Source organism: Streptomyces minutiscleroticus, assembly GCF_014650875.1.
Taxonomy (GTDB): domain Bacteria; phylum Actinomycetota; class Actinomycetes; order Streptomycetales; family Streptomycetaceae; genus Streptomyces; species Streptomyces minutiscleroticus.
In genome coordinates, this window is record NZ_BMVU01000042.1 from 56,531 (window position 1) to 70,625 (window position 14,095).

12 protein-coding genes, 1 rRNA gene and 1 riboswitch are annotated in these 14,095 nt (G+C 71.0%); of the genes, 1 reads left to right on the forward strand and 12 read right to left on the reverse strand.

Translation table 11 applies throughout. From position 1 onward, the window contains the following. Nucleotides 1–62 precede the first annotated feature (62 nt). Nucleotides 63–2,948, reverse strand: a complete 2,886-nt coding sequence (gene gcvP / locus IE271_RS30320) for an aminomethyl-transferring glycine dehydrogenase (RefSeq protein WP_190193670.1) — start codon at nucleotides 2,946–2,948, stop codon at nucleotides 63–65. Nucleotides 2,949–3,125: 177 nt separating this feature from the next. Further along, nucleotides 3,126–3,221, reverse strand: a riboswitch (glycine riboswitch). Nucleotides 3,222–3,335: 114 nt separating this feature from the next. Here gcvP and IE271_RS30325 point away from each other — a divergent pair. Then, a complete protein-coding gene (locus IE271_RS30325) occupies nucleotides 3,336–3,707 on the forward strand; it encodes a PRC-barrel domain-containing protein (protein WP_190193671.1) in 372 nt (123 codons plus the stop codon). On the opposite strand, the gene IE271_RS30330 is transcribed toward IE271_RS30325, so the two are convergent. The 11 genes from IE271_RS30330 to rrf all read right to left on the reverse strand — a co-directional run. Further along, the gene (locus IE271_RS30330; RefSeq protein WP_190193672.1) at nucleotides 3,704–5,095 is read right to left on the reverse strand and encodes a DNA polymerase IV; all 1,392 of its coding nucleotides are present in this window, start codon (nucleotides 5,093–5,095) and stop codon (nucleotides 3,704–3,706) included. The genes IE271_RS30325 and IE271_RS30330 overlap by 4 nt on opposite strands. Before the next feature lie 57 nt (nucleotides 5,096–5,152). After that, nucleotides 5,153–5,821, reverse strand: a complete 669-nt coding sequence (locus tag IE271_RS30335; RefSeq protein WP_190193673.1) for a MerR family transcriptional regulator — start codon at nucleotides 5,819–5,821, stop codon at nucleotides 5,153–5,155. A 190-nt stretch (nucleotides 5,822–6,011) separates the two neighbouring features. Next, nucleotides 6,012–6,485 (reverse strand): bifunctional nuclease family protein, encoded by a 474-nt coding sequence (locus IE271_RS30340; protein WP_006123076.1) that lies wholly within the window; start codon nucleotides 6,483–6,485, stop codon nucleotides 6,012–6,014. A 74-nt stretch (nucleotides 6,486–6,559) separates the two neighbouring features. Next, nucleotides 6,560–7,282: a transcriptional regulator FtsR gene (gene ftsR, locus IE271_RS30345; protein ID WP_190193674.1), complete on the reverse strand. Its 723-nt coding sequence runs from the start codon at nucleotides 7,280–7,282 to the stop codon at nucleotides 6,560–6,562. Nucleotides 7,283–7,299: 17 nt separating this feature from the next. Continuing rightward, nucleotides 7,300–8,259 carry an FHA domain-containing protein gene (locus IE271_RS30350; RefSeq protein WP_190193686.1) on the reverse strand — a complete coding sequence of 320 codons (960 nt, stop codon included), beginning with the start codon at nucleotides 8,257–8,259 and terminating at the stop codon, nucleotides 7,300–7,302. An 82-nt stretch (nucleotides 8,260–8,341) separates the two neighbouring features. Further along, a complete protein-coding gene (locus tag IE271_RS30355) occupies nucleotides 8,342–9,217 on the reverse strand; it encodes a DUF881 domain-containing protein (protein ID WP_190193675.1) in 876 nt (291 codons plus the stop codon). A 5-nt stretch (nucleotides 9,218–9,222) separates the two neighbouring features. Beyond that, nucleotides 9,223–9,555, reverse strand: coding sequence for a small basic family protein (locus tag IE271_RS30360; protein WP_116152339.1), 333 nt, complete (start codon nucleotides 9,553–9,555; stop codon nucleotides 9,223–9,225). Next, nucleotides 9,552–10,454, reverse strand: coding sequence for a DUF881 domain-containing protein (locus tag IE271_RS30365; RefSeq protein WP_190193676.1), 903 nt, complete (start codon nucleotides 10,452–10,454; stop codon nucleotides 9,552–9,554). Before IE271_RS30365 ends, IE271_RS30360 begins: the two co-directional genes overlap by 4 nt. Nucleotides 10,455–10,551: 97 nt before the next feature. Continuing rightward, entirely contained in the window at nucleotides 10,552–13,047 is a 2,496-nt protein-coding gene (locus IE271_RS30370) for a mannose-1-phosphate guanyltransferase (RefSeq protein ID WP_190193677.1), read from the reverse strand. 124 nt (nucleotides 13,048–13,171) lie between these two features. After that, on the reverse strand, nucleotides 13,172–13,780 hold the full coding sequence (gene clsA, locus IE271_RS30375; RefSeq protein ID WP_190193678.1) for a cardiolipin synthase ClsA: 609 nt from the start codon (nucleotides 13,778–13,780) through the stop codon (nucleotides 13,172–13,174). Between the two features lie 208 nt (nucleotides 13,781–13,988). Then, nucleotides 13,989–14,095: ribosomal RNA gene (gene rrf / locus IE271_RS30380) — 5S ribosomal RNA — on the reverse strand; the annotation flags it as partial.

Genomic DNA, 14,095 nt, shown 5'->3' on the forward strand with positions numbered 1-14,095 from the left:
CGTCCCGGAACCGGCCCTCGCGCGTGCCCCCGTGTCCGTACGGACGCGGGGGCACGGTCGGCTCAGTCCTCGTACGCGTCCAGCGGCGGGCAGGAGCAGACGAGGTTGCGGTCGCCGTAGGCCTGGTCGATGCGGCGCACCGGCGGCCAGTACTTGTCCGCGGCCGTCACGCCCGCCGGGAAGACGGCCTCCTCGCGGCCGTACGGGTGCTCCCAGGCGCCGCCGAGCGCGGCGGCCGTGTGCGGGGCGTTGCGCAGCGGGTTGTCGTCCGCGGGCCACTCGCCCGCGCCGACCTTCTCGATCTCGGCGCGAATAGCGATCATCGCCTCGCAGAACCGGTCGAGTTCGGCCAGATTCTCGCTCTCGGTGGGCTCGATCATCAGCGTGCCGGCCACCGGGAAGGACATCGTCGGCGCGTGGAAGCCGTAGTCGATCAGGCGCTTGGCCACGTCGTCGACGCTGACGCCGGTCGCCTTGGTGAGCGGCCGCAGGTCGATGATGCACTCGTGCGCGACGAGGCCGCCGGGGCCGGTGTAGAGCACCGGGTAGTGCGGCTCCAGGCGCTTGGCCACGTAGTTCGCGCTGAGCACGGCGACCTGCGTGGCCCGCTTCAGGCCCTCGCCGCCCATCAGGCGCACGTACGCCCAGGAGATCGGCAGGATGCCGGCGGAGCCCCACGGGGCGGCCGAGATCGGGCCGACGCCGGTCTCCGGGCCCGCGGCGGGCTGCAGCGGGTGGTTGGGCAGGTACGGCGCGAGGTGCGCGCGCACGCCGACCGGGCCGACGCCGGGACCGCCGCCGCCGTGCGGGATGCAGAACGTCTTGTGCAGATTCAAGTGCGAGACGTCGCCGCCGAAGTGGCCCGGCCTGGCCAGGCCCACCAGCGCGTTGAGGTTGGCGCCGTCGACGTACACCTGGCCGCCCGCCTCGTGCACCTGCGCGCAGATGTCGGCGACGTGCTCCTCGAACACGCCGTGCGTGGACGGGTACGTGATCATCAGCACGGCCAGCTCGTCGCGGTGCTGCTCGATCTTGGCGCGCAGGTCCTCGACGTCGACCTCGCCGTCCTCGGCGGTCCTCACCACGACGACCTTCATGCCGGCCATGACGGCGCTCGCGGCGTTGGTGCCGTGCGCGGAGGACGGGATGAGGCAGACGGTGCGCTGCTCGTCGCCGTTGGCGCGGTGGTAGCCGCGCACGGCCAGCAGGCCCGCCAGCTCGCCCTGCGAGCCCGCGTTCGGCTGGAGCGAGACCTTGTCGTAGCCGGTGACCTCGGCGAGGCGCTCCTCCAGCTCGCGGATGAGCGTGAGGTATCCCTGCGCCTGCTCGGCGGGCGCGAAGGGGTGCAGCTGACCGAACTCCGGCCAGGTGACCGGCTCCATCTCGGTCGTCGCGTTGAGCTTCATCGTGCACGAGCCCAGCGGGATCATGCCGCGGTCGAGCGCGTAGTCGCGGTCGGCGAGGCGGCGCAGGTAGCGCAGCATCGCGGTCTCGGAGCGGTGCTGGTGGAAGACCGGGTGCGTGAGGTACGCGTCCGTGCGCAGCAGCTCCTCGGGCAGCGCGTCGGCGGCGGCCGCGTCCAGGGCCTCGACGTCGCCCTCGACGCCGAACGCGCTCCACACGGCGCCGAGACGGGCGCGCGTGGTGGTCTCGTCGCAGGCCATCGAGACGTGGTCGGCGTCGACGAGACGGAGGTTGACCCCGCCCTCGCGGGCGGCGGCGACGACCTCGGCGGCCCGGCCCGGCACCCGCGCGGTCAGGGTGTCGAAGTACGCGCCGTGCACGATCTCGACCCCGCCCGCGCGCAGGCCCTCGGCCAGGATCACGGCGTACCGGTGCGTACGGCGCGCGATCGTGCGCAGCCCCTCGGGGCCGTGGTAGACGGCGTACATGCCCGCCATCACGGCGAGCAGCACCTGCGCGGTGCAGATGTTGCTGGTCGCCTTCTCGCGGCGGATGTGCTGCTCGCGCGTCTGCAGGGCCAGCCGGTACGCCTTGTCGCCGTCGGCGTCCACCGAGACGCCCACGAGGCGGCCGGGCAGGCTGCGCGCGAACTTCTCGCGGACGGCCATGTAGCCGGCGTGCGGACCGCCGAAGCCCATCGGCACGCCGAAGCGCTGCGTGGTGCCGACGGCGATGTCCGCGCCCAGCTCGCCGGGCGAGGTGAGCAGGGTGAGGGCGAGCAGGTCGGCGGCGACCGTGACGACGGCGCCCAGCTCGTGCGCCCGCTCGATGACGGGCCGGATGTCGCGCACGGCGCCGGAGGCGCCCGGGTACTGGATCAGCACGCCGTTGATCTCGCGCTCGGCGACCTCGGCGGGGATGCCCTCGCTCAGGTCCGCGACGACGACCTCGACGCCGGTCGGCTCGGCGCGCGTCCCGATCACGGCGACGGTCTGCGGCAGGGCGTCCGCGTCGACCAGGAACAGGCCCTTCTTGTTCTTGCCCATGCGCCGGGACAGCGCCATGGCCTCGGCGGCCGCGGTGCCCTCGTCGAGCAGCGAGGCGCCGGAGGTGGGCAGTCCGGTCAGCTCGGCGACCATGGTCTGGAAGTTCAGCAGCGCCTCCAGGCGGCCCTGCGAGATCTCCGGCTGGTACGGCGTGTAGGCGGTGTACCAGGCCGGGTTCTCCATGACGTTGCGCAGGATCACCGGCGGGGTGAACGTGCCGTGGTAGCCCAGGCCGATCATCGAGTCCAGGACCTCGTTGCGGTCCGCGAGGGAGCGCAGTTCGGCCAGGACCTCGGCCTCGGTGCGGGCGTCCGGCAGGTCGAGCGCGTCGGCGTTCCTGATCACGTCCGGGACCGCGGCGGCCGTGAGCTCGTCGAGCGAGCCGTAGCCGACCTGCGCGAGCATCTTCGCCCGTGCCTCGGGGTCGGGGCCGATGTGGCGCTGCTCGAAGGGGATGCCCTGTTCGAGTTCGGAGAGCGGAGTGCGGTGGGCGGTCATTGCGGAGGCCTCCTGGTCTGACGCGACCTTCGAGGGCACCCGTGGCGGGTGCCCGAACGGCCTCCCCCTCTGTCATCGCGACCTGAGAGCTTCACCGGCCCGCCACCAGGGACGCTCCGGCTTTCACCGTCGGTGAGGTCGGGAGCCGTGGACGCCCGCCCTGCTTTCCAGAGTGACCTCGTCCGTGCGGTACGGGGGCCTGAGAGATTCCGGGGAGGAGTTGCTCCTTCGGCGCCTCCGGAGGGGTCCGGAGAGCTCTCCCGCACGGGGTCAGCAGCCATTGTCAGCGTACCAGCGAGGATGACCGGCGAATTTTTCGAGTGGCCACCTACCCGATTGTGTTCTTTTGTAGTGCCAACGGATGAGTTGCGACCAGTTGGAGGGACCGTGCGCACCGACATCGATCCACGCGACCTGATCGGCCGCAAGGTGTTCGACCGTGACGGCAACAAGATCGGCACCGTCGACGAGGTCTACCTCGACGACGCCACCGGCGAGCCGGAGTGGGCGGCCGTACGCACCGGCCTGTTCAGCAGGGACGCCTTCGTGCCGCTGGAGCCCAGCGAGCTGGTCGGGGACGATCTGCGCGTGCCCTTCGAGCGGGCTCTCATCAAGGACGCCCCCGACTTCGGGGTCGGCCGCCACCTCTCCCCGGAGCAGGAGATCCAGCTCTACCACCACTACGGACTCGACGTGGCCCCGCCGCCCCCGCTCCCGGACCGCGACTTCGGCCGTCTGGCGGGCACCGACGAGACCTAGCCCGGCTCCTGGGTGGTCAATGCCCCGGCCCCGGGTCTTCGCGTCACCAGCGGCAGCGGGTCCGCCGGCTCCAGCTCCGGGTCGTCGGTCCGGAAGGTGCGCACCCGCCCGGGCCCGGAGTCGGGCGTCTCGAACCGCACGGTGACCCGTCCCAGACCGCTGCCCTGGACCCATCCGTGCCCGTGCACGGCGTGCCGCACGTCGTGGCCCGCCCGCCACCGCCGCTCGGCGGCGGGCGGCGCCGGCTCCTCGGCCGGCTCGTCCTGGACCTCCCTCCGCGGCTCCTCCTCGGGGAGCGCGGCCCCGCCCACCGCGGTGCGCGCCTGCGCGAACAGGTCCTCCTGCGTGAAGTCGGCGAGCCCGGAGACCCCGACCCCGAGCAGCCGCACGCCCCCGGTGGTGTCCACCGACTCCAGCAGCCGCGCGGCCGCCTCGCGCACCACGGCCGGGTCGTCGGTGGGCCCGCGCAGCGTCTCCGAGCGCGTCAGCGTGGAGAAGTCGTACCGCCGCACCTTCAGCACCACGGTCCGGCCCGACCGCCCGGCCGCCCGCAGCCGCTGCACGCACCGGTCGGCCAGCCGCTGCACCTCCGCCCGCACCCGCACGCGGTCGTGGATGTCCATGTCGTAGGTGTCCTCCACCGAGACCGACTTCGCGTCCCGCTCGGCCACCACGGGCCGCTCGTCGTGCGCCAGCGCCATCGCGTACAGCGCCTGGCCGTGCGCCCGGCCCAGCAGCCGTACGAGCTCGTCCTGGCCGGCCTCGGCGATCTCCTCCACCGTGGTGATCCCGGCCCGCCGCAGGTGGTCCCCGGTGGCCGGGCCCACGCCCGGGAGCGTGCGCACCGGCATGGGCCCCAGCAGCGCCCGCTCGGTGCCCGGCTCGATCAGCACCAGGCCGTCGGGCTTGGCCTGCTCGGAGGCGATCTTCGCGAGCATCTTGGAGGCGGCCAGCCCCACCGACCCCGTCAGGCCCGTCACCTCCCGTATGTCGGCGCGCAGCCTGGCGCCCGTCAGCCGCGCCGACTCCTCGTCCCAGGCCACGCCGCCGGCCTCCAGGTCCACGAAGGCCTCGTCCAGGCTCAGCGGCTCCACCAGGGGCGACAGGGCCCTCAGCAGTCCCATCACCTGCTCGCTGATGGCCCGGTAGAACGGGAAGCGCGGCACCAGGTACGCCGCGTGCGGAGCGAGGCGGCGCGCCTGCGCCATCGGCATCGCCGAGTGGACCCCGAAGACCCGCGCCTCGTAGGACGCGGTGGCCACCACGCCGCGCGGCCCGAGCCCGCCGACGATCACGGCCTTGCCGCGCAGGCTCGGCTTGGACGCCTGCTCCGCCGAGGCGTAGAAGGCATCCATGTCGAGATGCAGGATCGTGGGCGCGTTCCTCACAGCTCCGATGCTGCCCTACGCCACTGACAACGCCCGGGCGGGGCGGGCGTCGCGGCCTCAGACCGCGCGGTTGCGGCGCCGTGCCAGCTCGTCGGCGGGGTGCTGGCCGAGGAGCGTCTCGCCGGTGTCGACGCGCTCGCCGTGCAGCTGCGACAGCGCGCTCTCCACGTCGCGCCAGACCACGCCCACGGCGATGCCGAAGATGCCCTGCCCGCCCTGGAGCAGCGCGTGCACGTCGTCGGGCGAGGTGCACTCGTAGACCGTGGCGCCGTCGCTCATCAGCGTCATGCGCTCCAGGTCCCGGAAACCGCACTCCCGCAGGTGCTGGACCGCGGTGCGGATGTTCTGCAGCGACACCCCGGTGTCGAGGAACCGCTTGACGATCTTCAGGACGACGACGTCCCGGAAGCTGTAGAGGCGCTGGGTCCCCGACCCGTAGGCGGGGCGCACGCTGGGCTCGACGAGGCCGGTGCGGGCCCAGTAGTCCAGCTGGCGGTAGGTGATGCCCGCGGCGGCGCAGGCCGTCGGGCCGCGGTAGCCGATCTCGGCGGACGCCGCACCGTCGTCGCGCGGCACCGCCGAGGGGCGCTGCGCGGCGGGGCCGCCGTGAGGGGGACGTCCCCCGCTCGGGCGGAGCCGTGGGTTCGGAGAAGGGTACGGGGAGCCGCCCTCCCCCGGAATGCGTCCGGGGGCGCCCCCAGCCGTACCGTCGCCGCTGCTTCTCACGCCGACCTCCGTCCTCGAACTGCCCTCTCGACGGTAGGCAGTCACCGGGGGTGCGTCAACGATCGCCACACTCGGCACGCCGAGTGATAATCACCCTAGGAGTGGTTTTCCGTGCCTCACCGCGGGGAAAGGCTAACCGAATGTCTCCCCGGTCCCACGGTACGGTCCGCTGCCCGCCGGCCCCGCGGAGTCACTGGCTGTTGGTCCCGAAGTCCTCGGGCGAGATCTGGTCGAGGAACTCGCGGAACTTCTCCACCTCGTCCTCCTGCTCGTCCGGGATCGCGATGCCGGCGTCGTCCAGGACCCCGTCGCTGCCGTAGATCGGCGTCCCGGTGCGCAGCGCCAGCGCTATGGCGTCGGACGGCCGGGCGCTGACCTCGACCCCGCTGGCGAAGACCAGCTCCGCGTAGAAGACGCCTTCGCGCAGATCCGTGATGCGTACTTCGGTGAGCTCCTGGCCGACGGCCTCCAGCACGTCCTTGAACAGGTCGTGGGTCAGCGGTCGCGCGGGAGCCATGCCCTGCTGGGCGAAGGCGATCGCCGTTGCCTCCCCCGGTCCGATCCAGATGGGGAGGTAACGGTCGCCCCCCACTTCACGCAGGAGGACGATCGGTTGGTTGGAGGGCATTTCGACCCGGACACCTACGACGTCGAGCTCGTTCACACAGCAACCCTAGGCCGTGCCCGGCACCTTTGGGTAGTCGAGCCGGGAACGGGTGCTCGATCGACGGTCCCGGATCAGGGCAGCCGGACCCCCAGCGCGGACTGCACGAGGGCGGCGTGCAGCCGCACCACGAGGCCCGCGAGCTCCTTGCTCCGCTCCTCCGCGTGCGCCCTGGTCTGCGGGTTGCGGTGGCGGCGCAGCGGGGCGACCACCTGGTCGACGAGGCCGGCCTCGCGGTCGGCGGCGGCCTTCATGACCCGCAGGTGGCGCGGCTCGATGCCGAACCGCCCCAGTTCGAGGACCAGGCCGGCCACGGTGACCGCCTCGGCGTCGTAGAGACCCTCCGGCAAAGGGGTGAGCAGTCCGTACGACTCCCACTCCGCGAGCTCCCGCTCGTCGATCCCGGCGGCGGCGAGCAGCTCGTCCCGGCCGATCCGGGCGACGGTCGGCCCCGCGGGGTCCTCCTCGTCGTGCTGCCCCACGGACGGCAGGCGCACGTCCTCACCGCGCTCCACCGCCTCCAGGTGCTCGCGGATGACCCGCAGCGGCAGATAGTGGTCCCGCTGCATCCGGAGCACCTGGGCGAGGCGCTCGACGTCGTCCGGGCCGAACTTGCGGTACCCGGACGGGGTGCGCTGCGGTTCGACCAGGCCCTCGGACTCCAGGAAACGGATCTTCGAGATGGTCACTTCGGGGAACTCGTCGCGCAGCACGTTCAACACCGTGCCGATGCTCATGAGCCCCCCGGCCGTGGCGGCGGTGCCGTCTGGGGCACCGCCGCTCGGTGTTCGTAGCATGGATCTTTCCTGACGGGTCAGATGCCCCGCTGGCTCGCGTAGAAGACCAGCCGGTACTTGCCGATCTGCACCTCGTCGCCGTTCGACAGCGGGATCGAGTCGATCCGCTCCCGGTTGACGTACGTGCCGTTGAGGCTGCCGACGTCGGCCACCGTGAAGCTGCCGTCGGTGCTCCGGCGGAACTCCACGTGGCGGCGCGAGACGGTCACGTCGTCCAGGAAGATGTCGCTCTGCGGATGACGCCCGGCCGTGGTCAGGTCGCCGTCGAGCAGGAAGCGGCTCCCGGAGTTGGGACCGCGGCGCACCACCAGGAGCGCCGAGCCGAGCGGCAGCGCGTCGACGGCCGCCTGTGCCTCCGGGGAGAGCGTCGGCAGCTGCGTCTGGCCGGTGGCCTCGGAGTCGTAGGCCTCCAGGCCCGAGATGGAGATCGTGGACGTGGTTTCGGACGGACGCTCCGCGGCCGCACCGGCCCGCAGCGGCGCACCGCAGTTGGAGCAGAAGCGGCTCGCCTCCGCGTTGCGGTTACCGCACCTCGTACACACCAGCGCCGACATGGACGGATCCTCCTGCCGCGGCTGCCCCGCAGGGGCTTGGGACGCGTACGGATCGGGGGCGAACCCTCCACCCGCACTCGAGGTTGACGGTTGCCCGAAACCTATGCGCCCGGACTGGGCAGGGTCAACAGACGACGCGCCCTGACCACCCGAAATGTCCCCGCCCGGACCAGCCACCTGGTCCCGGAACAGCGGGCGGTCGGCCCCCTGCCCCCCGGCATCGGGGCCCTGCGCACGGTGACGGGCCGTCGCGTTCTCGCCGCCCTCTCGCGCGCTCTTGCCGAACAACTTCGCAAACAACTTCACGGGCGATTCCCCTTGACCGAAACAGACCCGCCCGTGGGGCAGGACGAACCCTGACTGCACACACCGGTGTCCGCCGGTGATCCGGACATCATCACAACGTCCCTCTGCACCCGACAGTTTCCACCACGCACCACCCGATCGGTGCGCCGACCCCCCGCAACCTCATGCCCTTGTGAGCCGACCCTCATGCACCGGCGCCTCACCCGGAGGACGACTGAGCGTAGTCAGGCGTCTTCGCCGGTCGCAAGGCGTCCACAACGATCTTGTCAGACCGCTCCACCGCGACGGTGGCCTGCTCCTTCTCCAGAGTCTGCACCACTCCGCCAGGGATGTTGAGGGCCGGTTCGAGGTCCTGCGGCTTGCCGATGACCTTGAAACGATAGGGCGCACTGATCTTGTTCCCGTCGACCTGCACCGCGCCACCGGAATCCGTCAGATACGTGCCGGCCACCACGCGCACGCCGTTGACCTGGATCGCCTCGGCGCCGGCCGCGCGCAGTTCCTGGATCGCGTCCAGCAGCATGTCCGCCTCGACCGTCCCCTTCGTGTCCTCGATGTTCAGCGTGATGCCGGGGCCCTGCGCCGCCACCGTGCCCGCCAGGATGCCGAGCTGTCTCTCCTTCTCGGCGGTCTGCCGACGGGCCTCCTCGGCCTGGTCCGAGCTGTTCTCGAGCTCGGTGCGCTGGTCCTCGAGACCTTGTTTCTCCTCCTCAAGACGCTGAGTGCGGTCGTCGAGTTCATCGAGGATGCGGACAAGATCCTCCTGGCGGGCGCCGCGCAGGGCGCTGTCGCCGTCGCTGTTGGACGCGACCTGGACGGCGAGCCCGAAGCCGAGCCCGAACAGCAGCAGCGCGACGATGAGTTGGGCCCGCGTCACGCGCGGCGGCCACAGGCCCTTCACGAGCCGCTGGCGGCCCGTGAGGGCCGGTTCCGCGGGTCCCGCCGGCTCCGGTGCGGGCGCCCCCGGCTCGGGCGGCGCCGGCGGCCGCGTCCCGCCCGGCCGGGGGGCCGCCGGGACCTCGTCGGGCAGCTCCCTGCGGAAACGGTTCTCGTCTCTTTCGTCGTGGCTGCTCATCGGCCTCACGCCCGGAACACGTGCCGACGGATCGCGGCGGCGTTGGAGAAGATGCGGATGCCGAGCACGACCACGACGCCCGTGGACAGCTGGGCGCCCACGCCGAGCTTGTCGCCCAGGAAGACGATCAGCGCGGCCACCACCACGTTCGACAGGAACGACACCACGAAGACCTTGTCGTCGAAGATGCCGTCGAGCATCGCGCGCAGCCCGCCGAACACGGCGTCGAGCGCCGCCACGACGGCGATGGGGAGGTACGGCTCGACGACCGCCGGGATCTCGGGCCGGACCAACAGTCCGGCCACGACTCCCACGACGAGGCCCAGTACGGCGATCACGTTGTGCCCTTCTCTGTGCTCGGCTGTGCTGTACGGACGGTCACACTCGGTGCGGCGGGCAGCCTGACCTCGTCCTCGACGGTCATGCCGGTCCGGATGCCGAAGTTCTCGTGCAGCGCCTTCAGGTACTGGCCGTCGGCGCTGTCCTGGAAGGCGGCGCGCAGCTCGTCCCCGTCGCCCACCGCCAGCACCGTGTAGGGCGGCACCAGCGGTTTGTTGTCGACCAGTATCGCGTCTCCCGCGGCCCGGATCGCCGAAAGGGCGGTCAGCCGCTGGCCGTTGATCGTGACGGCCTCGGCGCCCGACTGCCACAGTCCGTTCACCACGCGCTGCATGTCGCGGTCGCGCACGCGCCCGGTGTCGGAGAAGCCGGACGTCCGGCGGGGGTCGTTGCCGCCCCCTTGGCCGGCCTCCTTGGCGTCGTCCACGACGAGCTTCACCCCGGGGCCGTGCACCGCGACCGCGCCCGAGAGCAGCCCGACCAGTTCCCCCTGGTCACCCCCGTGCTTCCGCAGCGCCTCGCGCTGGCGCGCGCCGACCTCGCCGCGCAGGTCGTCGACGTCCTTCTCGAGCCGGTCCGCCGCCGCGGTCTCGCGGTCGATGCGGTCGATCAGCTCCTCGCGCTCCTTGGCGACCGCCGGAGCGGCCACCCGTGCCTGGGCCGCGCCCAGGGTCACGACGAGGCCCGCCAGCACCAGGCCGGCGGCGAGGCCGAGCTTGGCCCGCAGCGTCCTCGGCATCCCGCCGTCGCCCCGGGCCTTCCTCCGGGCCGCCGCCTCGGCGTAACCGTCGTCGAGGCTGTGGTCCATGACGTTGGTGAGCAGCGACATGGACGCGTCCGGACGCGGGCGGCGTGCGGGTGTGCTCCGTACGGGGGGCTGCTGCGGCATGCCGCACATCGTCGCACGTCGCCCGCACTGCTTTCGAACGCACCCGGCAGCATGCCGGACGGGCCCCTTCCGGGACCCGTCCGGCATGCGCGTGTGTCGGTGTCCGTCAGCGCCCGGCGCTGTCCACCACCGCGGACCACTCGTCGAGCAGGGCCTGGGCGGACGCGTCGTCGGGCCCCTCGGCCCACAGGTGCGTCACCGCCTCCGCCGGATCGGGCAGCACCATCACCCAGCGGCCGTCGGCCTCCACGACCCGCACGCCGTCGGTGGTGTCCACGTGCCGGTCGCCGGCCGCCTCCACGACCCGCCGCATGACGAGCCCCTTGACGGCCCACGGGGTCGCCAGGTCCCGCTTGAGGACGTGCGCGCGCGGGATGCGCGCGTCGATCTGGCTGAGCGTGAGCTGCGTACGCGCCACCAGGCCGATGAGCCGTACGAAGGCCGCCGTGCCGTCGAAGACGTTGCTGAACTCCGGCACGATGAAGCCGCCGCGGCCGTCGCCGCCGAAGATCGTCGACTCGTCGCTGCCGACCCGGGTCAGGTCGTCCGGCGACGTGGTGGTCCACTCCACCTGCGTGCCGTGGTACGCCGCCACCTGCTCGGCGATCCGGGTCGTGGTCACGGGCAGCGCCACCCGGCCGCTGCGCCGCTCGGCGGCCACCAGGTCGAGCATCACGAGCAGCGCCCGGTCGTCCTCGACGATCCGGCCCTTCTCGTCGACGAGGGAGATCCGCTCGCCCACCGGGTCGAAGCGCACGCCGAACGCCGCGCGCGCGGACGCCACGATCTCGCCGAGCCGCACGAGCCCCGAGCGCCGCGTGTCGGCGGTCTCGGTCGGCCGCGCCTCGTCGAGACCGGGGTTGATGGTCAGCGAGTCGACCCCGAGCTTGCCCAGCAGGCTGGGCAGGACGAGTCCGGCGCTTCCGTTGGAGGCGTCCACGACGACCTTCAGCCCGGCCTCGGCGATGCCCGTCGTGTCGACGTTGCGCAGCAGCGAACCGGTGTACGAGTCGAAGACGCTCGACGGGAAGTGCAGGTCGCCGATCTCGCCCGGGAAGGCGCGCCGGTACTCCTGCCGCGCGAACACCCGGTCCAGCTTGCGCTGGCTGGCCTGCGACAGGTCCGCGCCCTCGCTGTCGAAGAACATGATGTCGACGGAGTCCGGCACACCGGGCGTCGTACGGATCATGATGCCGCCGGCGCTGCCCCGGGCGGTCTGCTGGCGCGCCACCGGCAGCGGCACGTTCTCCAGGTCGCGTACGTCGATGGCGCTGGCCTGGAGGGCCGAGATGACGGCCCGCTTGAGCGCCCGGGCACCTCTCGAGTGGTCACGGGCCGTGGTGACCGTGGAGCCCTTCTTCAGCGTCGTCGCGTAGGCGCCGGCGAGGCGTACGGCGAGCTCCGGGGTGATCTCGACGTTGAGGATGCCGGAGACGCCGCGGGCGCCGAACAGGTGCGCCTGGCCCCGGGACTCCCAGATCACCGACGTGTTGACGAAGGCGCCGGCCTCGATCGTCTTGAACGGGTAGACCCGGACGTTGCCCTGCACGATCGATTCTTCACCGACCAGGCACTCGTCGCCGATGACGGCGCCGTCCTCGATCCGCGCGGCCTGCATGATGTCGGTGTTCTTGCCGATCACGCAGCCGCGGAGGTTGCTCCGCTGGCCGATGTAGACATTGTCGTGCAGGACCGCCTTGTGCAGGAAGGCACCGCTCTTCACGACCACGTTCGACCCGACGACGGTGTGCTCGCGGATCTCGGCACCGGCCTCGACCTTGGCGTAGTCGCCGATGTAGAGCGGGCCCCGGAGCACCGCGTCGGGGTGCACCTCGGCGCCCTCGGCCACCCACACGCCGGGGGAGATCTCGAAGCCGTCGAGCTCGACGTCGACCTTGCCCTCCAGGACGTCGGCCTGGGCCTTCACATAGCTCTCGTGCGTGCCCACGTCCTCCCAGTAGCCCTCGGCGACATAGCCGTAGATCGGCTTGCCCTCCTTCATGAGCTGCGGGAAGACATCACCGGACCAGTCCACCGGAACATCGGGCTCGACGTAGTCGAACACCTCGGGCTCCATGACGTAGATGCCCGTGTTCACGGTGTCGGAGAAGACCTGGCCCCACGTCGGCTTCTCGAGGAAGCGCTCGACCTTGCCCTCGTCGTCGACGATGGTGATACCGAATTCCAGCGGATTGGGAACACGCGTCAGACAGACGGTGACCAGCGCGCCCTTTTCCTTGTGAAAATTGATCAGCTCGGTAAGGTCGAAGTCGGTCAGGGCATCACCGGAGATCACCAGGAACGCGTCGTCCTTGAGTGCCTCTTCGGCGTTCTTGACACTGCCGGCAGTACCGAGTGGCTTGTCCTCATTGGCATAGGAGAGCTCCATGCCGAGCTCTTCTCCGTCACCGAAGTAGTTCTTGACCAAAGAGGCGAGGAACTGAACAGTAACGACGGTTTCATTGAGCCCATGCCGCTTGAGCAGTCGCAGCACGTGCTCCATGATCGGGCGGTTGGCCACGGGAAGCAGCGGCTTCGGCATGCTCGAGGTCATGGGGCGAAGGCGTGTGCCTTCACCACCGGCCATCACTACGGCCTTCATGTCGGAAGCGTCCTCCTTGAAGAGACGACGGTCTAGCCGACCTCCCCCATCCGGACATCCGGATTGTCCCGCACTTTTGCAGCACCAGCCATCGGACGCTCGTCGTCGAGCCGCCTCGGGGGGTTCAATCGGCTGTGGCGTCCGCGCGCACCAAACGGCGGACCTGCACCACGTAGAGAACTCCTGCCCACCAATAGAGGGTTGTACCCCATCCGGCGAACGCCCATCCGAAGATCGCTGCGAGTGACGAGATCCAGCCGTTTCCGTCACTGAGAAGCAGCAACGGGAAGGCGTACATCAGATTGAAGGTGGCCGCCTTGCCCAGGAAGTTCACCTGGGGCGGCGGATAACCGTGCCGCCTGAGGATGCCCACCATCACCAGCAGGACCAGCTCCCGCGCCAGGAGGACGGCGGTCAGCCAGAGCGGCAGGATCTCGCGCCAGGTGAGACCGACCAGGGTCGACAGGATGTACAGCCGGTCGGCCGCGGGGTCGAGAAGCCGGCCGAGGCTGCTGATCTGGTTCCAGCGGCGGGCGAGCTTGCCGTCCAGGTAGTCGCTGACGCCGCTGAGCGCCAGCACCAGAAGGGCCCAGCCGTCGCTCTTGGGCCCGCCGAACTCGGGCCGGAGGATCAGCCACAGGAAGAGGGGTACGCCGACGAGGCGAGCCATGCTGAGGATGTTCGGGATGGTGAGGACCCGGTCCGTCTGGACGCGGGTCTCCTGGACCTCCACCCGGGGGCCTCCTGGGAAACGTGCCTACGATGCTCCCCGACCTTACCCTCAGCCGTCGGAGGGCCGCGCAGAGGGGTTCGTGCGGCGCCCGGAGAAAAATCATGGAGAAAAAGGCTGGAACAGGTCTGCTCCGGCTCTGGGAAGGGTCCGGAAAGGTCCGGAAATGCGGAAAGCCCCACACCATTGGTGTGGGGCTTTCCCAAGAATTGTTCGGCGGAGTCCTACTCTCCCACAGGGTCCCCCCTGCAGTACCATCGGCGCTGTGAGGCTTAGCTTCCGGGTTCGGAATGTAACCGGGCGTTTCCCTCACGCTAT